The sequence below is a fragment of the Curtobacterium sp. ODYSSEY 48 V2 genome (genome assembly GCF_023712625.1).
Classification (GTDB): domain Bacteria; phylum Actinomycetota; class Actinomycetes; order Actinomycetales; family Microbacteriaceae; genus Curtobacterium.
The window spans coordinates 102742-126410 of sequence record NZ_JAMAXX010000005.1; the positions used below are offsets into that span (position 1 = coordinate 102742).

Consider the following 23669-nt stretch of genomic DNA (forward strand, 5'->3'; position numbering starts at 1 on the left):
CGGCGGAGGGTGCGTGGGAGCTGGGGCGCGGTGACGCTCAGGCGTCGGTGCGGAGTTCGGCCTCGCGGGAGCGGTACCCGTCGGCGACGGCGTCGGTGAACGCCTTCGTCCTGGCGTTCACGTCCGCGAAGAGGCGGGCGCCGCCGGGTGTGTTCGCGATCCGGTGCGCGGCGGCGAAGCCGATGACGACGCCGACGGCGACGAAGAACAGCTGCTTCACGGTGCCTCTCCCTCTCCCTCTCGCGCACGCGAGCGGTGCGTGCCCGAACGAGTGTAGTGGCGTGGGACGGCCGGGACGCCGAACGGCGGGCCGTCCTCCTGAGAGGACGACCCGCCGTTCGGGCGTGATCCGTGGATCAGCGAGCTGCGTAGTACTCGACGACGAGCTGCACTTCACAGGTCACGGGGACCTCGGCGCGCTTCGGGCGACGGACCAGGCGGGCCTGGAGCTTCTCGATCTCGACCTCGAGGTAGCCCGGGACCTTCGGCAGGACCTCGAGGTGACCACCGGCAGCGGCGACCTGGAGGGGCTCGAGGGACTCGGAGCGCTGCTTGACGTGGATCATCTGGCCCTCCTTCACGCGGAAGGAGGGACGGTCGACGAGCTTGCCGTCGACCAGGATGTGACGGTGCACGATCAGCTGGCGCGCCTGCGCGGTGGTGCGGGCGAAGCCGGCACGCAGCACGAGGGCGTCGAGGCGCTGCTCGAGGAGCTCGACCAGGTTCTCACCGGTCAGGCCCTTCGTCTTGCGGGCCTCTTCGAAGACGATGCGGAGCTGCTTCTCGCGGATGCCGTACTGGGCGCGCAGACGCTGCTTCTCACGGAGGCGGACGGCGTAGTCGCTGTCCGCACGACGGCGGGTACGGCCGTGCTCACCGGGGCCGTAGGGGCGCTTCTCGAGGTAGCGGGCCGCCTTCGGCGTCAGCGGGATGCCGAGCGCGCGCGAGAGGCGGGTCTTGCTGCGGGTGCGTGACTTGGTAGACACAGGGTCCTTTTCTCTGTCTGAACTGAATGACTCGCCGGACACGGCACGCACTCGTGCGCGCGGTCCCGGCGACGGGATCCAGAGGGATGAGCCTGTGGGATCGGACGGCTACAGTCCGAACCTCTGTCCCCGTCCCGCCGGAGCGGGACTCTGTCCTCGGCGCAGCCGCACGCGAGGACCAGGACGTAGGCCCGTCAACGATAGCAGCATCGAGAGGCCCGGAGAAGCACCGGGCGTCACTCGCCGCGGGTGATCTTCCGGAGTCGCTCGAGCCGGGGCCCGACCTCACGCTCGTACCCGTTGCCGGTCGGCGTGTAGTACTCCGTGCCCTCGAGGGCGTCGGGCAGGTACTGCTGCCGGGCGACCCCGTGCTCGGCGTCGTGCGAGTAGACGTAGCCCTTGCCGTGCCCGAGCCGCTTCGCGCCGGGGTAGTGCGCGTCGCGCAGGTGCGCCGGGACGACGCCCATCCGCCCGGCCTTGACGTCCGCCACCGCCGCGTTCACGCCGTTGTAGGACGCGTTCGACTTCGGGGCCGTCGCCAGGTAGACCACGGCCTCGGCCAGCGGGATGCGCCCCTCGGGCATCCCGATGAGCTGCACCGCCTGCGCGGCCGCGACGGCGATCGGCAGGGCCTGCGGGTCCGCCATGCCGATGTCCTCGGACGCCGAGATGATGATGCGCCGTGCGATGAACCGCGGATCCTCGCCGGCCTCGATCATCCGTGCGAGGTAGTGCAGCGCGGCGTCGACGTCGCTCCCCCGGACCGACTTGATGAATGCGCTGATGACGTCGTAGTGCTCGTCGCCCTGTCGGTCGTACCGCAGCAGGGCACGGTCCACCGCGGCGGCCACCGTGTCGGCGTCGACCAGCGGCACCCTCTCGACGTCGTCGAGGGCGACGTCGAGGGCGACGTCGTCGCGCGGTTCGTCCTCGTCGTCGTCCGCATCGCCGGTGCGCGCCGCGATCGCGGAGGACGCGGCGGCCTCGAGCGCGGTGAGGGCCCGACGCGCGTCGCCGGATGACAGCCGGACGATCGCCGAACGAGCGTCGTCCCCGAGGACGACCGAGCCGCCCAGGCCCCTCGGGTCCTCGACTGCCCGGTCCACGAGCATGCCGAGGTCCTCGTCCGTGAGCGGCTTGAGGGTGAGCAACAGGGAACGGGAGAGCAGCGGGGAGATCACGGAGAACGAGGGGTTCTCGGTCGTCGCGGCGATGAGGATGACCCACCCGTTCTCGACACCGGGCAGCAGCGCGTCCTGCTGGGCCTTGCTGAAGCGGTGGATCTCGTCGAGGAACAGCACGGTGGTCGAGCCGTACAGGTCGCGGTGCGTGAGGGCCTTCTCCATGACCTCGCGCACGTCCTTCACGCCGGCCGTCACGGCCGAGAGCTCCACGAACTCGCGACCGGACTGCCGCGCGATCGCCTGTGCCAGGGTCGTCTTGCCGGTGCCGGGCGGACCCCAGAGGATCACCGACACCCCGCCGGGGTTCTCACGCGTCCCGGTGGCGAGCTGCACCAGCGGACTGCCCCGCCCGAGCAGGTGCTGCTGCCCCGCGACCTCGTCCAGGCTCGTCGGACGCATCCGCACCGCCAGCGGGACGGACCCCTGAGCCAACCCGGCGCGACCACCCGTCGTGGGCGCGCGCATGCCCGATCGATCCGCTGCCATGCTCCGATGGTAGGCCGGACCGCCGACGTGCTGCGTGCCTCCAGGCCGGGCGTCCCCCGCGGTCCGCTACGCTCGTCGGCACAGTCGACGAGAGGTCCGATCAGCACCGTGGCACCGAAGAACCAGGCGCGCGACAACCGCGAGGCGCGTGAGCGGCTCCGTCTGTACCAGGCCCGACAGGGCCTGCACGACCGGCAGCGACGCCGGAGGGTGCGGGACAACGTCGTCGGCGCGGGTGTGCTCGTGCTCGTGGCGGCGCTCGCCACCGGGTCGCAGCTCGCCTTCGCAGGATCGCGGGCCGGCGATGCACCGGACGCGAGCGCGAGTGCCACGTCCACCCCGACCCCGTCGGCGAGTGCGACGGCCGGCAACACCGGGAAGGTGCCGAGCAAGGGCATCGCGGACGGGGCGACCTGGACCGGCACGCTGACGCTGAACAAGGACGTCGAGCTCGGCATCGAGCTCGACGGCGCGGCCGCTCCGCAGGCGGCGAGCGTGGAGATCGACCTCATCCGGAAGCAGTTCTACGAGGGCACCACCTGCCACCGGTTGGCCGACAGCGCCGACTTCCGGTTCCTGCAGTGCGGCTCGGCGAACGGGGACGGCACGGGTGACGCCGGGTTCCAGTACGGCCCGCTCGAGAACGTCCCGAGCGACGGCCGCTACGCCGAGGGCACGCTGGCGATCGCGCGCGGCGCGTCGCCGTACTCGCAGTCCACGCAGTTCTTCATCGTCTACGGCGACACGACGCTCGACGCGTCGACGGGCGGCTACACCGTGGTCGGCAAGGTCACGAGCGGGCTCGGCGACCTGGAGCGCGAGATCACCTCGAAGGGCATCGCGTCGGCGGGGTCCGACGGCACCGGCGAGCCGGAGGTCGCCACGACGATCACCGGCGCGACCATCCGGAAGGACGGCTGACCGGACCGGGTCGCCGCGGACCCGGGTCCGCGGTCGTCCACAGCCCGCACGTCCCACTGGCCCCCGCGCCCCTCCGGTGCAATAGGCTGACGACCTGACCGTGCCGACGGGGACGTCGGTGATGCACGACCACGATCGAGGCGAGACCTGTGGGACCTGACGAAGCAACGACCTGGGGCCGGGTCGACGAGAACGGGACGGTGTACGTCCGGTACGACGACAGCGAGAAGGCTGTCGGCGAGTACCCGGACGCCACCCCGGACGAGGCCCTCGCGTACTTCGCGCGCAAGTACGCCGACCTCGAGGGGCAGGTGAAGATCGCCGAGCAGCGCGTCCAGCGTGGCGCCTCGGCGAACGACGTCGCCCGGACCGTCGAGCACCTGCGCACGCAGGTCGCCGAGGCCCGGGTCGTCGGCGACCTGAAGTCGCTCGAGAACCGTGTCGCGAGCCTGTCGGAGCAGGTGGGGTCGCTCACCAAGGAGCAGCAGGCGCAGGCGCAGCAGGCGCTCACGGACGCGCTCGCGTACCGCGCGTCCCTGGTCGAGGAGGCCGAGTCGCTCGCCGCCGTCGACCCGGCCCGCGCGCAGTGGAAGCAGATCACCGCGCAGCTCGACGACGTCTTCGCCCGCTGGCAGCAGCACCAGCACGACGGTCCGCGCCTGCCGAAGAACGACGCGAACGACCTCTGGAAGCGCTTCCGTGCCGCCCGCTCGACGGTCGACCAGCACCGCCGTGCCTTCTACTCGGAGCTCGACGCGCAGCACCGCGACGCGCGGAACCGCAAGCAGGAGCTCGTGCAGCAGGCCGAGGCGCTCGCGACCCGCGGGACGGACGGCATCCCGGCCTACCGCGAGCTGCTCGACGACTGGAAGCGGGCCGGGCGCGCCGGCAAGCGCCACGACGACGCACTCTGGGCACGGTTCAAGGCAGCCGGCGACGTGCTGTTCGAGCAGCGCCACGCCGAGGCCGCCGTCGAGAACGAGGAGTTCAGCGCGAACCTCGTCGCGAAGCAGGCCCTGCTGACCGAGGCCGAGCCGCTGCTGCAGCAGACCGACCGCGTCGCCGCACGCCGGACCCTGACGGACATCCAGCGCCGGTGGGACGAGATCGGCAAGGTCCCCCGCGGCGACGTCCGCCGGATCGAGGACCGCCTGCGCGCGGTCGAGGACCACGTCCGGAGCCTCGAGGACGAGCACTGGAAGGCCTCGGACCCGGAGCGCAAGGCGCGACAGTCCGGCCTCGCCAGTCAGCTCGAGGACGCCATCGGCAAGCTCCAGGCCGAGCTCGAGGCCGCACAGGCCTCCGGTGACGCCCGCAAGATCACGGCGGCGCAAGAGGCCCTCGACGCCCGCAAGATCTGGCTCGACGCCCTCGGGAGCTGATCAGCACCGCGCAGGACGCCCCGTGACCGTTGATCGGTCGCGGGGCGTCCTGCGTGGCAGCGTGCTGCGTGCTGCGTGCTGCGTGCTGCGTGGCCGAGTCTCGGGCTGAACGACGGTGCTCGTGCTCGGACGCGCGAGACGTGTCGCTCAGGCCGAGACTCGCCCTCGGTTGGCCGAGACTCGCCCCTGGCCGGCCGAGACTCGCGCGGGGCTGGCCGAGACCCGCGCGGGGCGCGCCGAGCCCGGCGTCAGACCGGCGCGGGCAGTCCGAGCAACAGCCGGATGTCGAGGTCGTCCTGCCGCATCTGGGCCGCGAGCTCGTCCATCGACGAGAACGCGACCATGCCGCGGACGAACGACACGAACAGCACCGAGATGGTGTCCCCGTACAGGTCGATGTCGACGTCGAGCAGGTGCGCCTCGATCTGCTTCGCCGGGACGCCCTCGAACGTCGGGTTGTTGCCGACGGACACCGCCGCCGGGTACACCGTGCCCTCGTGCAGCACGCGAGCCGCGTAGACGCCGTCGGCCGGGACGAAGCCCTCGCACGCAGGGTCGAGGTTCGCCGTCGGGTACCCCATGGCCCGACCACGCTGGTTCCCGTGCACCACCGTGCTCCGGACCGCGTGCTCGCGCCCGAGCAGACGGGCAGCCTCGGCCACACGTCCGTCACCGAGCAGCTCGCGGATCCAGGTGGACGAGACGCGTCGCTCGTCAGCGGGGCGCACGTCGTCGCGCAGGTCGACGTCGTCGATGAGCTCGACGCGGAAGCCGTGCTGCTCCCCCAGTCGACGCAGGAGCGCGACGTCGCCGGCACCGCGGGCGCCGAACCGGAAGTCGCTGCCGACGAACACGAGCTCGGCGTGCAGGGTGCCGACGAGGATCTCGGAGACGAACGCCTCGGGGGCCTGCGACTGCAGGTCCTGGTCGAAGCGCAGCAGGAGCATGGCGTCGACCCCGATGCCCTCGAGGAGCTCGCGTCGCTGCGGGGTGCTCGTCAGCGCCGGCGGAACCCGTTCGGGGTCGATGACGCTGAGCGGGTGGCGGTCGAAGGTCACCACGGTGGACACCAGCCCGCGCTCACGGGCGGCGCGTTCGAGGTGCGCGATCACCGCCCGGTGTCCGACGTGGACGCCGTCGAACTTGCCGATGGTGACCGCACTCGGTCCGAAGCCCTGCGCCACGTCGGCGACGTCGTCGTAGTACTGCACGTCGATCCCTACTCGCCGACCGTCGCCGACGCGGCAGCGGGTCCGGCGACGGCGGTGCGGTGGTGCTTGCGGAGCCACCAGAGCCCGGCGATCGGGAGCACGAGCGGTGCGAAGAGGTAGCCGAGGCCGTAGTACGACCACACGGTGTCGTCCGGGAAGAGCTGACGGTCGAGGAGCGACAGGGTGCCGACGACCAGCACGCCGGCCATCTCGAACCCGATGGTCACGCAGGCGACGCGGTACCAGGCACGGCCGGGGGCGATGAGCGCGATCATCGCCACGATGTAGACGACGGCGGCGACGGCGCTCAGCGTGTAGGCGAACGGTGCGAAGGAGAACTTCTCGATGATCTGGACGACGCTGCGCCCGGTCGCCGCGAGGGCGAGGATGCCGTACACGGCGATGAGGACGCGGCCGATGCCGGTCGCGAGGGAGGATCTGTTCGCCACGGCGACGAGTCTACCGACGACGGGTGACGCGCGCGGACGAGCGGGCACCGGCGACGACGGCGGGCTCAGTTCAGCGCGAACCAGATCTGGTACATGCGGTAGACCATCACCGCGACGGTGAACGCTCCGGCACCGAGCACGACCGTGCTCCACTTCGTCCGGTCGATCAGGGCCCACAGGATCGCTGCCGGCGGCACGAGCAGCACCGACACGGCGTACACCCCGAACTCGAGCGCGTTGCCCTGCGGCGGACTGCCGACGGCGGGGAGGACGAGCGAGACCACGCCCTGCGCCAGGAGCAGCAGCTCGATGAGGGCGAGGGACCCGACGGTGTAGTCGTTGGGCTTCCAGCCGAGGAACCCGACGACCACGGCGAACAGCCCGGCGACCACGGCCACCGCCAGCTGCACCCACATGAACCACTCGATCACGCGCGCGCTCCGTCCGTCGTCGTCCCGACGGTCGCCGGGGCCGGGAAGTTGGTGATGACCCGCAACCGACCGCGCCGCACCGAGACGAGGCCGACCAGCCGGTCGTCGTCCTGCGCGACCGCAGCGACCGGTCCGTCGTGGTCGGGGTGCTCGACCGCGACCCGCTTGCCGTCCGTGAGGTCCTTCGCCGCGGCTGCGTCGAGCGTGACGACGTCGAACAGTCGACGCGCGACGTCCGCCGGGCGTGCCAGGGCCGCCGCGACGTCGACCGATTCGTCCTCGAGGTCCACCGCGTCCGCGACGGCGAAGGGGCCGACGGCGGTGCGGCGGAGCGCCGTGAGGTGGGCGCCGGTGCCGAGGGCCGCCCCGACGTCACGCGCGAGCGCCCGGACGTAGGTGCCCGAGGAGCAGTCGACCACGACGTCGAGGTCCACGACGGGGACCGCTGCACCGTCGACGGTGACGGTGTGGTCGTCGCGGCCGGTGACCTCGAAGCGGGACACCGTGACGGTGCGGGAGCGCAGCACGACCTCCTCGCCCTTCCGGGCGAGGTCGTAGGCCCGTCGCCCGTCGACCTTGATCGCACTGACCGTCGAGGGCACCTGGTCGATCACCCCGCGCTGCGCGGCGACCGCACGCTCGATGGCGTCGTCGGACACGTCGGCGTCCGTGACCCCGACGGCTGACGTCGGCGTGCCGTCCGCGTCGTCCGAGTCCGTCCCGACGCCCAGTCGGATCGTCGCCGTGTAGGTCTTCCCGAGTCCGACCAGGTGCGTGAGGAGCCGGGTGGACGGTCCGGCGCCGAGCAGCAGCAGACCGGTCGCCATCGGGTCGAGGGTGCCCGCGTGGCCGATCTTCTTCAGGCCGAGGCGCCGACGTGCGATCGACACCACCCGGTGACTGGAGATGCCCTGCGGCTTGTCGACGAGGAGGATGCCGTCAGGCGGGGTAGCGAGCACCGGACGAGGGTACCAGCGACGTGCGTCAGCCCGACCTGCCCGGTGTGGTCAGCAGGCGTCGTTCCACTCGCGACGGGGGTGGTCCGGGTCCGTCACGTCGAGCACGGCCGAGGCGGCGATCTTGACGTCCGCGCGACGCTCGAGGCGGCCGTCCTCCTGCTCCACCCACAGCGACCAGCGCCAGAGCCCCCGCGGACCCGGTGCGAGCAGTCCCTGCCCGTGCACGACGAGCACGCCCTCCCCCGCCCCGGTCGTGCGGAACGGCGTCACGACGTCGGCGCGGAGGACGTCGAGGTCGGCGGACGGCGCAGCGGCAGCCATCGCGGACACCCCCTGCTGCTGGAAGGCCCCGACGAGCGCCGCGGCGACCCGTTCGAGGTCGGTGCCGTCCTGCCCGTCGATGCCGACGACGGTCCGGTTCGTCCCGACCTGCGCGATCACCTCGCTCGCGATCGCGGCCATCGTGTCGGTCTCCTGCGGTGCCCAGCGTGCCATGCACCCACCGTAGGCTGTCGTGGTGAACGCGAGCGGAGCCTCCCGACCGGCTGTGGAGAACCCGACGGACCGGAGCCGTCCCGACATCGCGTCCCCGCTGGTGGCCTGGTTCCGCGCCGAGGCCCGCGACCTGCCGTGGCGGCGGCCGGGGTTCCCCGCCTGGGGCACGCTGGTGAGCGAGATCATGCTGCAGCAGACGCAGGTCGCGCGGGTCGTCCCCCGTCTGGAGGCGTGGCTCACCCGGTGGCCGACGCCTGCGGACCTCGCGGCGTCACCCCCCGGCGACGCGGTCCGCGCGTGGGACCGGCTCGGCTACCCGAGACGGGCGCTCGCACTGCACGCGGCGGCGACCGTGATCGCCGAGCAGCACGACAACGTGGTCCCGCGCGACGTCGACGCGCTCCTCGCCCTGCCCGGCATCGGTGACTACACCGCCCGCGCCGTGGCGGTGTTCGCGTACGGCGACCGGCACCCCGTGGTCGACGTGAACGTCCGCCGTGTGCTCGCGCGTGCGGTCCTCGGCGAGGGCGAGCCCGGACCGGCGAACGCGAAGCGGGACCTGCCGCTCATGGACTCGGTGCTCCCCGAGGACCGCGACACCGCAGCGGCCACGAACGCCGCGGTGATGGAGCTCGGCGCGCTCGTCTGCACCGCCCGTTCCCCCGCGTGCGACGCGTGCCCGATCGCCGACCGGTGTGCCTGGCGGGCTGCCGGGTACCCGGAGCACGACGGGCCACGGGCGCCGAAGCAGGCGCGCTTCGCCGGCAGCGACCGCCAGGTGCGCGGTCTGGTGATGGCCGAGCTGCGGGCCAGCGACGTGCCCGTCACGCGCGACGAGGTCGACCTGGTGTGGCCGGACGCCGAGCAGCGAGCCCGGGCGCTCGCGTCCCTGCTGCGCGACGGACTCGTGACCGGCGACGACGCGTCCGGGTACCGACTGCCCGACGCTTGACGGCCGTCGGGCCCGCCGCCTGACGCCCCCGTCCGCCCCGTGGCCGCCCGTCGCACGACGACGGCCGCCGGACGGGGTGTCCGGCGGCCGTCGTGGTGCTGCGGCAGGTCAGGCGCGCTCGTCGCGCTCCTCGTCCTCGTCCTCGTCGTGCTTGTACGGGTCGGCATCACCGGCGTACTGTGCGCCGGCCGACGCGGCGCGCACCTGCGCGTCACGCTGCTGCGCCTGGACGAGCAGGTCCTCCATGTGCGCCGACGTCTCGGGCAGGGCGTCCGCGATGAACTCCAGCGACGGGGTGAGCCGCGCCGTGATGTTCTTGCCGACCTCGCTGCGGAGCATCCCGGTCGCGGCCTTGAGCGCGGCGGCCGAGTCGGCACGCTCCTCGTCGGTGCCGTAGACCGTGTAGAACACCGACGCGTGCTGCAGGTCGCCCGTCACGCGGACGTCGGTGATCGTGACGAATCCGAGGCGCGGGTCGCGCAGCCCCTTGTCGAGCCGCCGTGCGACGACTTCCTTGATGCGGTCCGCCATCTTGCGAGCGCGCTGCGGATCGGCCATGGGTGCCTCCTGGGGCAGGGAATCTACTGGTGGAACGGGACGGACCCCGCCCCTCCCGAGGGAGGAGCGGGGTCCAGGATAGCCAGGCGTCAGTCGCGCGGCTTCTCGACGAGCTCGGTGGTCTCGATCTCGTCGCCGATCTGGATGTCGTTGTACTTGCCCAGACCGATACCGGCCTCGAAGTCCGTGCGGACCTCGGTGACGTCGTCCTTGAAGCGACGCAGCGACTCGATGGCCAGGCCGTCGGCGAGCACCACACCGTCACGGATGACGCGCGCCTTGGCGTTGCGCGTGATCGTGCCGGAGCGGACGATGACACCGGCGATGTTGCCGAACTTCGAGGAGCGGAACACCTCGCGGATCTCGGCGACACCCGACTGGACCTCTTCGTACTCGGGCTTGAGCATGCCCTTGAGGGACTGCTCGATGTCCTCGAGTGCGTTGTAGATGACCGAGTAGAAGCGCACGTCGATGCCTTCGCGCGCCGCACGCTCGCGGGCCTTGACGTCCGGGCGGACGTTGAAGCCGACGACGATCGCGTTGTCGATCGTGGCCAGGTCGATGTCCGACTCCGTGATCGCACCCACACCGCGGTGCAGGATGCGGAGCTGGACGCTGTCGTCGACCTCGATGTCCAGGAGCGACTGCTCGAGTGCCTCGACGGCACCGGAGACGTCACCCTTGATGATGAGGTTGAGCGAGTCGACCTTGCCCTCCTCGAGAGCACGGGTGAAGTCCTCGAGCGAGATGCGCTTGCGGGCCTTGGCCAGCTGGGCGTTGCGCTCGGCCGCTTCACGCTTCTCGGCGATCTGGCGGGCCGTGCGGTCCTCCTCCGTGACCAGGAAGGTGTCACCGGCGCGCGGCACCGACGACAGACCCTGCACCTGGACCGGACGGCTCGGCGTCGCGGCCTTGACCGCCACACCGTTCTCGTCCGTCATGGCACGGACGCGACCGTAGGCCGTGCCCGCCACGATGGCGTCGCCGACGTGCAGCGTGCCGGACTGGATGAGCACCGTCGCGACGGAACCGCGACCCTTGTCGAGGCGGGCCTCGATCGCGACACCGCGGGCGTCCTTGTCGGGGTTCGCACGCAGGTCGAGACCGGCGTCCGCCGTGAGCAGCACCGCGTCGAGCAGGTCCTGGATGCCGACGTTGTTGCGCGCCGACACGTCGACGAACATGACGTCGCCGCCGTACTCCTCGGCCACCAGGTTGTACTCGGTGAGCTGCTGCCGGACCTTCGCCGGGTTCGCGCCCTCCTTGTCGATCTTGTTCACCGCGACCACGATCGGCACGTTGGCCGACTGCGCGTGGTTCAGCGCCTCGATCGTCTGGGGCATGATGCCGTCGTCCGCCGCGACCACGAGGATCGCGATGTCCGTCACCTGCGCACCACGGGCACGCATGGCGGTGAAGGCCTCGTGACCCGGGGTGTCGATGAACGTGATCGGACGCTCGATGCCCTCGTGCTCGGTGACGATCTGGTACGCACCGATGTGCTGCGTGATGCCGCCGGCCTCGCCCTCGACCACCTTCGAGTTGCGGATGGCGTCGAGGAGTCGGGTCTTGCCGTGGTCGACGTGACCCATGACGGTGACGACCGGGGGACGCTGCTGCAGGACGGAGTCGTCCTCGTCGGCGTACTCGGCGTCGATGTCGATGTCGAAGCCCTCGAGGAGCTCGCGGTCCTCGTCCTCCGGCGACACGATCTGGATCTTGTAGCCGAGCTCCTCGCCGAGGACCTCGAACGTGGCCTCGTCCAGCGACTCGGTCGCCGTGGCCATCTCACCGAGGTGGAACAGCACGGTCACCAGGTTGCCGGGCATGGCGTCGATCTTGTCCGCGAAGTCCGAGATGCTCGCACCGCGACGGAGTCGCACGACCGTGTTGCCGTCGCCACGAGGGACCTGCACACCGCCGAGCGACGGCGCCTGCCGCATCTCGTACTCGGCGCGCTTCGTCCGCTTCGACTTGCGGGCACGGCTCTTGCCGCCACCGCGACCGAACGCACCGGCGGTACCACCACCGGGGCCACGACCGCGGCCACCGCCACCGGCGGGACGCGGACCGCTGAACGCCGGGCGCGGGAAGCCGCCACCGGCACCACCGGCACCACCCGGACGACCACCGGGGCCGCCACGACCGCCGCCCTGGCCCGGGCGCTGCCCGAAGCCGGGGGCACGGTTCGCCTGACCGGGGCCACCCGGTCGCGGTGCGCCCGGACGGGGCACGCCGGGACGCGGCGGGGCCGGACGCGGGATGCCGTTGCCGCCACCGGGACCGCCGGCGGGACGCTGACCCATGCCCTGGTTGGACGAGTACGGGTTGTTGCCGGGACGCGGCGGGCGCGAGCCCATGCCCTGGCTGGACGCGTAGGGGTTGTTGCCCGGGCGTGCGCCGGGCTTCGGACCGCCGGGCTTGGGACCGGCTGCGGAGCCGGGCTTCGGCGCACCGCCCGGCTTGACGGCGTCGCTCTTCGGAGCGCTCGCGTCGTCGCCGGACTGCTCACCCGACGCTGCCTGCTCGGCAGCGGCGGCCTTCTCGGCAGCCGCGGCCTTCTGTGCAGCCTCGGCCTCGGCCTGGCGCTGCGCGACCGACTTCGGCGCGGCGGGCGTCGGGGTCTCGGCGACGGGCGCCTCGACCTCGGGCTCGGCCTTCGGCGCGGGAGCCGGACGCGCCGGACCCGGACGGGGACCGCCGGGCTTCGGGGCGCCGGACCGCGGGGCAGCGGCCTTCGCGGGAGCGCTCGGGCTCGCCGAGGCCGCGGGCTTCGACGCCGTCGAGGCGCCGTCCGCCTGCAGCGCAGCACGGAGCTTGCGCGCGACGGGGGGTTCCACACTGGAGCTGGGACCCTTGACGAACTCGCCGAGTTCCTTGAGCTTCTCCATTGCGGTCTTGCTGTCGACACCGAGTTCGGATGCGATCTCGTGTACGCGTGGTTTTGCCACTGTTCTCCTTCACGGGTCCCACCCCGCGAAGGGGGCAGGACTCAATGGATGACGGGTCTCACTTCGAGCCGCTCATCAGTTGTCCATAAGCCGTTCAGCCTGTTCTGTCGTGTCCCGGTGACGCGCCTGCTCTTCGGCGCTGAGCGCCTCGAGGTAGTCACGTACCGCTGACGTGTCCGGTTCACGGTCGAGCCGGAGCGCGCGGCGGTAGGCCCTGCGCTTGACGGCCTGATCGTGTGCTTCGACGGTCGGGGTGAGCCAGGCTCCCCGCCCCGGCATGACTGCCTTCGGGTCCGCCACGACGCGACCGTCGCTCAGGGCGACGACACGGAGGAGGGAGGACCGGGGAGCACGACGACGACTGCCGATGCATGTTCTGACGGGAACCACCATACTCCTTGCCTCCGACCACCGCGATCCGGCGCGCCCGGACGGGCCACGCCACCAGCGAAACGGTGCCGGGCGACGAGCGTCGCCCGACACGGTCGTGTCCTACTCGTCGCCGTCCAGGATCGAGTCCGGCTGGATGTCGATGCGCGCACCGGTCAGCTTCGCGGCGAGACGGGCGTTCTGCCCTTCCTTCCCGATCGCGAGCGACAGCTGGTAGTCCGGCACCAGGGCACGGACCGCCTTCGTCGACGCGTCGAGCACGAACGCGCTCGTGACCTTCGCGGGCGACAGTGCGCTCGCGACGAACGAGGCCAGGTCGGACGAGTAGTCGACGATGTCGATCTTCTCCGCACCGAGCTCGGTCGTCACGGCGCGGACGCGCGCACCGAGCTCGCCGATGCAGGCGCCCTTCGCGTTGACGCCCGGCTCGTTCGCCTTCACCGCGAGCTTGGTGCGGTGCCCGGACTCACGCGCGATCGACGTGATCTCGACCACGCCCGACGCGATCTCGGGGACCTCGAGCGCGAAGAGCTTCCGGACCAGGCCCGGGTGGGTGCGCGAGACCGTGATCTGCGGGCCCTTGGCACCGCGGCCGACGCTCGTGACGTAGACGCGGATGCGGTTGCCGTGCTTGTACTCCTCGCCCGGCACCTGCTCCTCGGGCGGCAGGATCGCCTCGACCGTGCCGAGGTCGACGTGCACCATCTTCGGGTTCGGACCCTGCTGGATCACGCCCGCGACGATGTCGCCCTCCTTGCCACGGAACTGGCCGAGGATCTTGTCGTCGCCGATGTCGCGCAGACGCTGGTTGATGACCTGCTTCGCGGCGAAGGCGGCGATGCGGCCGAAGTCGCTCGGCTGGTCGACGGCCTCGCCGACGACGGTGCCGTCCTCGTCACGCTCCGGCACGTAGACGGAGACCTCGCCGGACTTGCGGTCGAGCTCGACACGGGTCTGGGCGTCGACGGGCTCGTCGTTCTCCGCGCGGTGCTTCTGGTACGCCGTCAGGATGGCGGATTCGATGATGCGGACGAGTTCGTCGAACGGGATCTCCCGCTCGCGCTCCATGAGTCGCAGGACTGCGAGGTCGATCTTCACCGAGGTGCCTCCGTGTTCAGCTGAGTCGCTCCTGCGGGTGGAACTGCGCAGAAGTCGGCTACAAGCGTACCCCAGAACCACGAGACGGACCGGAGGCGCGGTGCCGGTCGACACCGCGCCTCCAGTCCGTCAAGGAGTCGCGATCAGATCGCGCGGACCGCCTCGAGCAGCTCGGCCACCGGGACGTCCCGACGCTCGCCCGAGCGGCGGTCCCAGAGCTCGACCACACCGTCGGCGGCGTTCCGCCCGGCGACGACGACGACCGGGACACCGAGCAGCTCGGCGTCGCGGAGCTTCACGCCCGGGGAGACCTTCGGACGGTCGTCGTACACGACGTCGTACCGCTCGCCCTCGAGGCTGTCGATGAGCGACGCAGCGAGGTCGTACGCGACCTGGTCCTTGCCCGTCGCCACGACGTGGACGTCGAACGGCGCGACCTCCTTCGGCCAGGCCAGGCCCTTCTCGTCGTTGTGCGCCTCGGCCAGGATCGCCATGATGCGCGTCACGCCGATGCCGTACGACCCCATGGTGACCGTCGCGAGCTTGCCGTTCTCGTCCTGCACCTTGAGGTCGAGCGCCTCGGCGTACTTGCGGCCGAGCTGGAAGACGTGACCGATCTCCATGCCGCGGGCGGTCTCGAGCGGGCCGGAGCCGTCCGGAGCGGGGTCGCCCGCACGGACGTCGGACACCTCGGCGACGCCGTCCGCGGCGAAGTCGCGACCCATCACGAGGCCGGAGACGTGGACGCCGCGCTCGTTCGCGCCGGTGATCCAGCTCGTCCCCTCGACCACGCGCGGGTCGACGAGGTAGCGGATGCCCGACGGGCTCGCGGAGCCGAGCACCTTCGGGCCGATGTAGCCCTTCACGAAGACGCCCGGGTGCTTCCGGAAGTCGTCGTCGCCGGCGGCCTCGACCTCGGCCGGTGCGAAGGCGACCTCGGCGCGCTTCAGGTCGACCTCGCGGTCACCGGGCAGTCCGACCACGACGACCTCGCGGGTGCCGTCGAGGTGGGTCAGCGCCAGCACGACGTTCTTCAGCGTGTCAGCAGCGGTCCACGGTGCGCCGTCACGCGGGGCGACCTCGTTCGCGTGGGCGACGAGTGTGTGGATCGTCGGCGTGTCGGCAGCGGGCAGGAGCACGGGCTCGGGCTGCCCCGCGATCGGCAGGGCGTCGGGGACGGGCGTGACGTACGCCTCGACGTTCGCCGCGTAGCCGCCGGCGCTGCGGACGAAGGTGTCCTCGCCGACGCCGATCGGGTGCAGGAACTCCTCGGACTTCGAGCCGCCCATCGCGCCGGCGTCGGCCGCGACGATGACGTACTCGAGGCCCAGGCGGGCGAAGATCTTCTCGTAGGCGTCGCGCATCACCTGGTAGCTGCGGTCGAGCCCCTCGTCGGTGAGGTCGAACGAGTACGCGTCCTTCATCGTGAACTCGCGGCCGCGGAGCAGACCGGCGCGCGGGCGGGCCTCGTCGCGGTACTTGTCCTGGATCTGGAACAGCGTGACGGGCAGGTCCTTGTACGAGCCGTACAGGTCCTTCACGAGGAGCGCGAACATCTCCTCGTGCGTCGGCGCGAGCAGGTAGTCGGAGCCCTTGCGGTCCTGCAGGCGGAACATGCCGTCGCCGTACTCGGTCCAGCGGTTCGTCGCCTCGTAGGGCTCGCGGGGCAGCAGCGCCGGCAGCAGGACCTCCTGCGCACCGGCGGCCACCATCTCCTCGCGGATGATGTCCTCGATCTTGCGCCGCACCCGCAGGCCGAGCGGGAGCCACGCGAAGATGCCCGGGGACTGACGGCGGACGTACCCGGCGCGGACGAGCAGCTTGTGGCTCGTCACCTCGGCGTCGGAGGGGTCGTCGCGGAGCGTGCGGAGGAAGAGATGGGAGAGCCGTGTGACCACGGACGCAAGCCTAGCGGCGCGCGTCCGACGACGGCGTCTCAGGTCGTCGTGACGACCTGCGGGGTCCCGGTGGCGGCGTCCGGACCCATCTCGTCGGCGATGCGGTTCGCCTCCGCGATCAGCGTCTGCACGATCTCCCGCTCCGGGACGGTCTTGACGACCTGCCCCTTCACGAAGATCTGTCCCTTGCCGTTGCCGGAGGCCACGCCGAGGTCCGCCTCGCGCGCCTCGCCCGGACCGTTCACGACGCAGCCCATGACGGCGACGCGCAGGGGCACGGTCATGCCCTCGAGGCCCTTCGTCACGTCGTTGGCCAGCTGGTAGACGTCGACCTGTGCACGGCCGCAGCTCGGGCAGGAGACGATCTCGAGCTTGCGCTCACGCAGGTTGAGCGACTGCAGGATCTGCAGGCCGACCTTGACCTCCTGTGCAGGGGGCGCGGACAGCGAGACGCGGATGGTGTCGCCGATGCCCTCGGCGAGCAGGATGCCGAACGCGGTGGCGCTCTTGATCGTGCCCTGGAACTCCGGCCCGGCCTCGGTGACACCGAGGTGCAGCGGCCAGTCCCCCGCGGCGGCGAGCTGGCGGTAGGCCTTCACCATGACGATCGGGTCGTTGTGCTTGACCGAGATCTTGAAGTCGTGGAAGTCGTGCTCCTCGAAGAGCGATGCCTCCCACACGGCGGACTCGACGAGCGCCTCGGGCGTGGCCTTGCCGTACTTCTGCAGCAGGCTCGGTTCGAGTGACCCGGCGTTGACACCGATGCGCAGCGAGACCCCGGCGTCCTTCGCGGCCCGGGCGATCGCACCGACCTGGTCGTCGAACTTCCGGATGTTGCCCGGGTTCACACGGACCGCGGCGCACCCGGCGTCGATGGCCTGGAAGACGTACTTCGGCTGGAAGTGGATGTCGGCGATGACCGGGATCTGCGACTTCTTGGCGATGATCGGCAGTGCGTCGGCGTCGTCCTGGCTCGGGACCGCGACGCGGACGATGTCGCAGCCGGACGCCGTGAGCTCGGCGATCTGCTGCAGCGTCGCGTTGATGTTCGTCGTCGGCGTCGTCGTCATCGACTGCACGGAGACCGGGGCGTCACCGCCCACGAGGACCTTCCCCACCCGGATCTGCCGCGACTTCCGACGCGGGCTCAGGGTTTCGGGGACTTTCGGCAGACCGAGGTTCACTGCTGGCACGGGTGTGACTCTACGCGCTCCCGGTGACGTCACACCTGGTCGGTGACCAGGTCCGCCCCGCGGTCCACGACCGTGATGAGCGGCCCGTACAGCCGCATGAGCGCGAGGGCACGCTCGTGGTCCTCGTCGCTCGCGCCGGCGCACGCGTCGGCGACGACCGTGACGGTCGCTCCCGCGTCCGCCGCAGCCAGCGCGGTGGACACGACGCAGCAGTCGGTGGACACCCCGGTGAGCACGAGGTGCGGGTGCTCGCCGACGACGGCCCGGAGGCCCGCTCCCCACTTGCCGAACGTCGGCTCGGTGACGACGGTGTCGCCGTGGGCCGTCGCCGCAGCCGAGAAGGGGGCGGTCAGGTCGTACAGGGGGTCGGTGTCGGGCACGAGCGCGAACGACCACTCGCGGTAGTAGGGCACCCACGCGCCCTGCGGGCGCTCGGGCGCGACGAACCGGGTGAACACGGTGCGCCCGGCGAACCGCGGGAGCAGCCGTCGCGTCCCGGCAGCGGCGTCGTCGTACCGCGGTGTCGCCCACGGGCTGTCGCCGGTGAAGACCTCCTGCAGGTCGATCGCGACGAGCCAGGCATCGGTCGGGACCGTGACGCTCATGCGTCGTGCTCCTGGCGGCGGATCGTCCCACGCGCCGTGAGCAGCGTGCCGGCGAAGCCGACGACCAGGGCGACGAGGACCCCGAGGTTCGCGTACGCCCAGGCGCCCTCGCGGCCGCCGAGGCCGAACGGTCCCAGCAGGTACCCCTGCCAGTTGAGCCACGCGGGCACACCGTACGTGTTCGTGACGAGTCCCCAGCCGAGCACCGTCCCGAGCAGGACGAGCCCGATCGCGGCCCAGCGCACGTCCCCGTAGCGACCGCGCACGTCGTCGAGCTCGCCGTCGGCGTAGGCCCGACGCCGCAACACCACGTCGGCGACGAACACCCCGGCCCACGCGGCGATCGGGACGCCGAGCGTGACGAGGAACGCCTGGAACGGCGAGATGAAGTCCTTCGCGAAGAAGACGACGTACACGGCGCCGGCGACCATGAACACGCCGTCGACGCCCGCCGCGACCGGCCGCGGGATCCGCACGCCGGCGCTGAGCAGCGCCAGGCCCGACGAGTAGATGTCGAGCACGGCACCGCCGACGAGTCCGAGGATCGCCACGAGGGCGAACGGCACGAGGAACCAGACCGGCAGGATCGTCGTCAGCGCGCCGATCGGGTCCGCGCCGATCGCGCCGTTCAGGTCCTTCGACGAGCCGGCGAGCAGGACGCCGACGACGACGAGGACCGCGGGCGCCAGGGCGCCGCCGAACGTCGTCCACCAGACCACGCCGCCCGTCGAGGACGTCCGCGGGAGGTACCGCGAGTAGTCCGCCGCCGCGTTGACCCAGCCGAGGCCGAAGCCCGTCATCACGAGCACCAGCGCGCCGATGACGTTCTGCGCGCTGCCCGCCGGCAGGGCGCCGAGGGTGCCGAGGTCGATCGAGGGCACCGCGAGGACGACGTACACGACGGTGAGCACGGCGGTCACGACGGTGATGACGGTCTGCAGGCGCATGATCACGTCGAAGCCCGCGATCCCGGCCCCGACCACCAGGGCCGCCACGACGACGAGGGCGACGAGCTTCGTCACCACACCGTCGTCCCAGCCGAGCTCGCGGAACACCGTCGAGGTGGCGAGCACCGCGAGCGACGCCAGTGCGGTCTCCCACCCGACCGTCAGGACCCAGCTGAGGAACGACGGCAGCCGGTTCCCCCGCACGCCGAAGGCCGCGCGGCTCAGCACCATCGTCGGAGCCGACCCCCGCTTGCCCGCGATCGCCACGATGCCGCACAGCAGGAACGAGAAGGCCACCCCGACGACGGACACGATCGTGGCCTGCGCCAGGGAGATGCCGAAGCCGAGGACGAACGAGCCGTAGCTCAGCCCGAGCACCGACACGTTGGCGGCGAACCACGGCCAGAACAGCCCGCGCGGGCGCCCCTTGCGGTCGGACTCGGCGATGACGTCGATGCCCTGGCGCTCGACGGCGCGGACCTCTGGCGCGGTGCTCATGCGCCGAGCGTAGTGGGCAGCGCGACCCGCGTGCGCGAGCGGCCGCGCTACCCGAACAGGTTCACGGGACGGACGATGTCGGCGTAGATGAGCAGCGCGCTCATCCCGGCCAGCAGCACCACGACGACCATCGTCAGCGGCATCGACTTCGCCAGGTCGATCGCGCCCGGGTCCGGCTTGCCGACGAGCACGTACGCACGGCGCTTCACGGCCTCCCACAGCGCACCGGCGATGTGCCCGCCGTCGAGCGGCAGGAGCGGCACCATGTTCAGCACGAACAGGCCGATGTTGAGCGAGGCGAGCAGCCCGAGGATCGTGTACGCCTTGTCGACCACCGGCACGCCGCTCATCGACGAGACCTCGCCGATCGCCCGACCGACGCCGACGACCGACACCGGGCTGTCCTGCGACCGCTCCTGCGCGCCGAAGGCCGCGTTCCAGACGGCGACCAGACGCTGCGGGAGGTCGATGATGAGGTGCGCCGACGCGGCGATCTGCGCCCCGGTCGCGGGCAGCACCGCCGCCGGCGACTGCCGGACCAGCGACTGCCCGATGCTGACACCGACCACGCCCACGCGCTGGGTCTTCGTCGAGCCGTCCGCGTTCTTCGCGACCGTGCCCTGCTCGGTGACGACGTCGCGGGTCGCGAGCTGCGGCGTGACCTCGAGCGTCCGCCGCTGGCCGTCACGCTCCACGACGACGCTGACGCTCTCCCCTGCCGACCGCTGGAACACACGGGACACCTCGGCGATCGTCGGGTCCTGCTGCCCGTCCACCGCGAGCACGACGTCGCCGTCGCGGATGCCCGCCTGCTTCGCGGGCGATTCGGCATCCCCGGCGGCGCAGGTCGTCGCGCTGCTCGACGGCAGCACGCAGTCGACGCTCGACGTGAAGGTGGTGGTCGGCGCGCCGAACCCGCACAGCAGCACGCCGAACAGCACGATGCCGATCACCAGGTTCATGGCGGGCCCCGCGACCATGACGATGATCCGCTTCCACGGCGTCAGCCGGTAGAACGCGCGGGAGTCGTCGCCGCCGGAGTCGGCGATCTGCTCCGCGCTGGCCTGGCGGGCGTCCTGCACGAACGCGCCGTACATGCCGGTGTTCGTGATCGCGTTCGGCCGGCCCGATGCACGCGGCTTGAGCATGCCGACCATGGAGATGTACCCGCCGAGCAGGATCGGTCGGATGCCGTACTCGGTCTCCCCCCGTCGGAAGGACCAGATCGCCTTGCCGAAGCCGAGGGAGTACTGCGTGACCTTCACCCCGAAGAGCTTCGCGAACGACAGGTGTCCGAGTTCGTGGAGTCCGATCGAGACCAGCAGGCCGACGATGAAGACGACCACGCCGAGGACGAAGAGGAGCACGGATTCGACGGTCACCGTCAGAGGGTACGGGACCCTTCCCATGACGGAGCCGAACGCGCCCTGAGAGGTCTGCCGTGCCTCCCGGCCGGCCTGGAGGCACGGATCACCGTGGGCGCACCCGTCGCGCGACCGCGCGGCGGGCTCGCGACGCCCGGGTGCGTCAGCGGGCCAGCAGGCGGTCCGCCGTCACGCGCGCCCAGCGCTCCGCCGCCAGGACGCCGTCGAGGGAGGACTCCCCCGCGGTGTGCTCGTCGACGACGCGACGGACGGTGTCGACGATGTCGAGGAAGCCGATCGCACCCGCGTGGAACGCGGCGACCGCCTGCTCGTTCGCCGCGTTGAAGACCGCCGGGAAGGTCCCACCCAGCACGCCCACGTGCTTGGCCAGGTCGACGGCGCCGAACGCCTCGGCGTCGAGCGGTTCGAACGTCCAGGTGCTCGCGGTCGTCCAGTCCAGCGGGACCCCGACGCCGGGCACCCGGTCCGGCCAGGCGAGGCCGAGCGCGATGGGCAGCCGCATGTCCGGCGGTGAGGCCTGGGCGATCGTCGACCCGTCGACGAACTCGACCATCGAGTGCACGATCGACTGGGCGTGCACGGTGACGTCGATGCGGTCGTAGGGCACGCCGAACAGCAGGTGCGCCTCGATGACCTCGAGCCCCTTGTTCACCAGCGTGGCGGAGTTCGTCGTCACCACCAGGCCCATGTCCCACGTCGGATGCGCGAGGGCCTCGGCCGGGGTGACGTCGCGCAGGCTCTCCCGTGAGCGTCCGCGGAACGGTCCGCCGCTGGCCGTGAGCACCAGGCGGCGGACCTCCGCGTCGGAACCGGAGCGCAGCGCCTGCGCGATCGCGGAGTGCTCGCTGTCGACGGGCACGATCTGCCCGGGACGGGCGGCGGCCTGCACGAGCGCACCGCCGACGATCAGGCTCTCCTTGTTCGCCAGGGCGAGCGTCGCACCGGACTCCAGCGCGGCGAGCGTCGGACCCAGGCCGACGGAACCCGTGATGCCGTTGAGCACGACGTCCGCCTCGACGCTCCGGACGAGGCGTTCGGCGTCGGCCGCGCCGAAGGCGGTGTCACGGACGTGGAACCGCTCGGCCTGTTCGGCGACGAGGGCACGGTTCGTGCCGGCGGTCAGGCCGACGACCTCGAAGCGGTCGGGGTTCCGGGCGACGACGTCGAGGGCCTGGGTGCCGATCGAGCCCGTGCTGCCGAGGACGACGATGCGACGCCTGGTCGGCACGGGTCAGCCCTTGGCGAGGACGTCGACGACGAAGACGAGGGAAGCGTCCTTCGGGATGCCCGAGCCCTCGGGCGGGTTCGAGCCGTAGGCGTCCTCGGGCGTGGTCACGATGAGGACCTGGGACCCGACCTTCTGCCCGACGAGCCCGGTGACGAAGCCCTTGATGAGCGAGCCCTCGGAGACGGTGAAGGTGGTCGGAGCACCCTTCGACCACGAGGAGTCGAACTCCTTGCCGTCCGCCAGGGTCACGCCCTTGTACTGCACGAGCGCGGTGTCACCGTTCTCGATCGTCGCGCCGTCGCCCTGCTTGAGGACCTCGACCTCGGTCTTCGACGGGGCCGTCGCACCGGACGGGATCGTGATCTCCGGCTCGCCGCTCGCCTTGTCCTCGACCGTGGGCAGCGACGGGTCCTGCGTCTGCGGCGTGCCGGTCGCCTTCGTCGGGGTCTGCGCGACGACGTCCGCCACGACGACGATCTCGCCGCCGGTGTTGAAGCCGAGCGCCGACGACTCACCGACCACCGCGACGCGGTCCCCGACCTTCGTGCAGGCGAGCAGCGCGCCGAAGCCGGTCCCGCCGACGGAGAGCACCTGCGGGTTCCCCTGGTCGAACCCGACCGCGCCGAGCTTCGAGGCGTCCGAGGCCTTGTAGACGGCGTACGACACCTGGGCGAACTCGCCGCTCTTGAGCGCCTTGCCCGAGCCCTGCACCACCGTGGTGGCCTGCGGGGTCTCCGCGCTGAGGCCCTTGTCGAAGGTGACCTTCGGCGCCTCCGACCCGGCGACCGCGCCGGTGACCGCGATGCGCTTCGACGCCAAGCCCGACTCCGGGCACGACGAGATGGGCGTCGCCGTGGCGCTGGCGGACGCGCTGGGCGAGGCCGAGGCGTCACCCGAGCCGTTCCCGGAGCAGGCGGCGAGTCCGAGCACGACGGCTGGGACGATGGCGATCGGGAGCAGGCGGAGACGCTTCACGAGGCCCTATCCTGCCGCACGCACCTTGGTGACGGGCGTGTGGTGGACGGGGAACGCCACCGAGCGCGCGATGAAGCACAGGCGGTTCGCCTCGGCGTGGGCGGCCTCGACGTCCGCGACGCGGTCGGCCTCGAGCACGGTGACGACGGGGTGGAGGGTGACCTCGGTGACCTCGCCGGTACCGTCGCGGTGCACGTCGAGCGAGGCCGTCGCCGTGTCCTCGTAGTCGACCACGGTGAAGCCCCGCTGCACGGCGACGTACAGGTAGCTCATCATGTGGCACTGGGCGAGGGCGCCGAGCAGCATCTCCTCGGGGTTCCACCGGTCGCGGTCGCCGCGGAACGCGGGGTCCGCCGAACCGGCGATGGCGTGCTTGCCCGGCGCCGTGACCTCGTGGTCGCGGCCGTAGTCGCGGTAGCCGCTCGTCCCGGTGCCGCGGTCACCCGTCCAGCGGACGGAGACCTCGTACGTGTGGTCGGTCACGGTG

The 23669-nt window shown here is 71.6% G+C and carries 23 protein-coding genes; 3 read left to right on the forward strand and 20 right to left on the reverse strand.

What is annotated here, in order from left to right; genetic code table 11:
• Positions 1–37: 37 nt before the first annotated feature.
• The 3 genes from M3666_RS09065 to M3666_RS09075 form a co-directional block, all read right to left on the reverse strand.
• Positions 38–220, reverse strand: coding sequence for a hypothetical protein (locus M3666_RS09065; RefSeq protein WP_066654557.1), 183 nt, complete (start codon positions 218–220; stop codon positions 38–40).
• Positions 221–356: 136 nt separating this feature from the next.
• A complete protein-coding gene (gene rpsD / locus M3666_RS09070; protein WP_066654559.1) occupies positions 357–986 on the reverse strand; it encodes a 30S ribosomal protein S4 in 630 nt (209 codons plus the stop codon).
• 236 nt (positions 987–1222) lie between these two features.
• The gene (locus M3666_RS09075) at positions 1223–2635 is read right to left on the reverse strand and encodes a replication-associated recombination protein A (RefSeq protein ID WP_209683326.1); all 1413 of its coding nucleotides are present in this window, start codon (positions 2633–2635) and stop codon (positions 1223–1225) included.
• 129 nt (positions 2636–2764) lie between these two features.
• On the opposite strand from M3666_RS09075, the gene M3666_RS09080 reads away from it, so the two are divergent.
• The gene (locus tag M3666_RS09080) at positions 2765–3577 is read left to right on the forward strand and encodes a peptidylprolyl isomerase (protein WP_209682435.1); all 813 of its coding nucleotides are present in this window, start codon (positions 2765–2767) and stop codon (positions 3575–3577) included.
• Between the two features lie 149 nt (positions 3578–3726).
• Entirely contained in the window at positions 3727–4959 is a 1233-nt protein-coding gene (locus M3666_RS09085; protein WP_200884092.1) for a DUF349 domain-containing protein, read from the forward strand.
• 248 nt (positions 4960–5207) lie between these two features.
• Here M3666_RS09085 and M3666_RS09090 read toward each other — a convergent pair whose 3' ends face one another.
• The 5 genes from M3666_RS09090 to M3666_RS09110 all read right to left on the reverse strand — a co-directional run bounded on the left by M3666_RS09090 (position 5208) and on the right by M3666_RS09110 (position 8504).
• Entirely contained in the window at positions 5208–6170 is a 963-nt protein-coding gene (locus tag M3666_RS09090) for a bifunctional riboflavin kinase/FAD synthetase (protein WP_209682432.1), read from the reverse strand.
• A gap of 8 nt (positions 6171–6178) precedes the next feature.
• A complete protein-coding gene (locus M3666_RS09095) occupies positions 6179–6619 on the reverse strand; it encodes a hypothetical protein (RefSeq protein ID WP_066654565.1) in 441 nt (146 codons plus the stop codon).
• A 65-nt stretch (positions 6620–6684) separates the two neighbouring features.
• Entirely contained in the window at positions 6685–7050 is a 366-nt protein-coding gene (locus M3666_RS09100) for a hypothetical protein (protein WP_209682430.1), read from the reverse strand.
• Positions 7047–8009: a tRNA pseudouridine(55) synthase TruB gene (gene truB, locus M3666_RS09105; RefSeq protein ID WP_209682427.1), complete on the reverse strand. Its 963-nt coding sequence runs from the start codon at positions 8007–8009 to the stop codon at positions 7047–7049. The genes M3666_RS09100 and truB overlap by 4 nt, the downstream gene beginning before the upstream one ends.
• 48 nt (positions 8010–8057) lie before the next feature.
• Entirely contained in the window at positions 8058–8504 is a 447-nt protein-coding gene (locus tag M3666_RS09110; RefSeq protein WP_144411305.1) for a hypothetical protein, read from the reverse strand.
• Positions 8505–8556: 52 nt separating this feature from the next.
• Here M3666_RS09110 and M3666_RS09115 point away from each other — a divergent pair, with 52 nt between their 5' ends.
• Positions 8557–9456: an A/G-specific adenine glycosylase gene (locus M3666_RS09115; RefSeq protein WP_374109580.1), complete on the forward strand. Its 900-nt coding sequence runs from the start codon at positions 8557–8559 to the stop codon at positions 9454–9456.
• A 108-nt stretch (positions 9457–9564) separates the two neighbouring features.
• Here M3666_RS09115 and rbfA read toward each other — a convergent pair whose 3' ends face one another.
• The 12 genes from rbfA to M3666_RS09175 form a co-directional block, all read right to left on the reverse strand.
• Complete coding sequence (gene rbfA, locus M3666_RS09120; RefSeq protein ID WP_209682424.1) at positions 9565–10014, reverse strand: 30S ribosome-binding factor RbfA; 450 nt, start codon at positions 10012–10014, stop codon at positions 9565–9567.
• Between the two features lie 89 nt (positions 10015–10103).
• The gene (gene infB / locus M3666_RS09125; protein ID WP_251155043.1) at positions 10104–12965 is read right to left on the reverse strand and encodes a translation initiation factor IF-2; all 2862 of its coding nucleotides are present in this window, start codon (positions 12963–12965) and stop codon (positions 10104–10106) included.
• A 75-nt stretch (positions 12966–13040) separates the two neighbouring features.
• Positions 13041–13358: a YlxR family protein gene (locus M3666_RS09130; protein WP_082687788.1), complete on the reverse strand. Its 318-nt coding sequence runs from the start codon at positions 13356–13358 to the stop codon at positions 13041–13043.
• Positions 13359–13457: 99 nt separating this feature from the next.
• Positions 13458–14453, reverse strand: a complete 996-nt coding sequence (gene nusA / locus M3666_RS09135; RefSeq protein ID WP_066654582.1) for a transcription termination factor NusA — start codon at positions 14451–14453, stop codon at positions 13458–13460.
• Positions 14454–14596: 143 nt separating this feature from the next.
• Positions 14597–16351 carry a proline--tRNA ligase gene (locus M3666_RS09140; RefSeq protein ID WP_251155044.1) on the reverse strand — a complete coding sequence of 585 codons (1755 nt, stop codon included), beginning with the start codon at positions 16349–16351 and terminating at the stop codon, positions 14597–14599.
• 38 nt (positions 16352–16389) lie between these two features.
• Entirely contained in the window at positions 16390–17523 is a 1134-nt protein-coding gene (gene ispG, locus M3666_RS09145; RefSeq protein ID WP_126892096.1) for a flavodoxin-dependent (E)-4-hydroxy-3-methylbut-2-enyl-diphosphate synthase, read from the reverse strand.
• Positions 17524–17573: 50 nt separating this feature from the next.
• Positions 17574–18149, reverse strand: a complete 576-nt coding sequence (locus M3666_RS09150; protein ID WP_251155045.1) for a cysteine hydrolase family protein — start codon at positions 18147–18149, stop codon at positions 17574–17576.
• Positions 18146–19594, reverse strand: a complete 1449-nt coding sequence (locus tag M3666_RS09155; protein ID WP_251155046.1) for a cytosine permease — start codon at positions 19592–19594, stop codon at positions 18146–18148. The genes M3666_RS09150 and M3666_RS09155 overlap by 4 nt, the downstream gene beginning before the upstream one ends.
• Before the next feature lie 47 nt (positions 19595–19641).
• Positions 19642–20976, reverse strand: a complete 1335-nt coding sequence (locus tag M3666_RS09160) for a site-2 protease family protein (RefSeq protein ID WP_251155047.1) — start codon at positions 20974–20976, stop codon at positions 19642–19644.
• 145 nt (positions 20977–21121) lie between these two features.
• On the reverse strand, positions 21122–22207 hold the full coding sequence (dxr, locus tag M3666_RS09165; protein WP_066654590.1) for a 1-deoxy-D-xylulose-5-phosphate reductoisomerase: 1086 nt from the start codon (positions 22205–22207) through the stop codon (positions 21122–21124).
• A gap of 3 nt (positions 22208–22210) precedes the next feature.
• On the reverse strand, positions 22211–23182 hold the full coding sequence (locus M3666_RS09170; protein WP_251155048.1) for an FKBP-type peptidyl-prolyl cis-trans isomerase: 972 nt from the start codon (positions 23180–23182) through the stop codon (positions 22211–22213).
• A 6-nt stretch (positions 23183–23188) separates the two neighbouring features.
• The gene (locus tag M3666_RS09175; RefSeq protein WP_066654593.1) at positions 23189–23665 is read right to left on the reverse strand and encodes an OsmC family protein; all 477 of its coding nucleotides are present in this window, start codon (positions 23663–23665) and stop codon (positions 23189–23191) included.
• Positions 23666–23669: the final 4 nt, after the last annotated feature.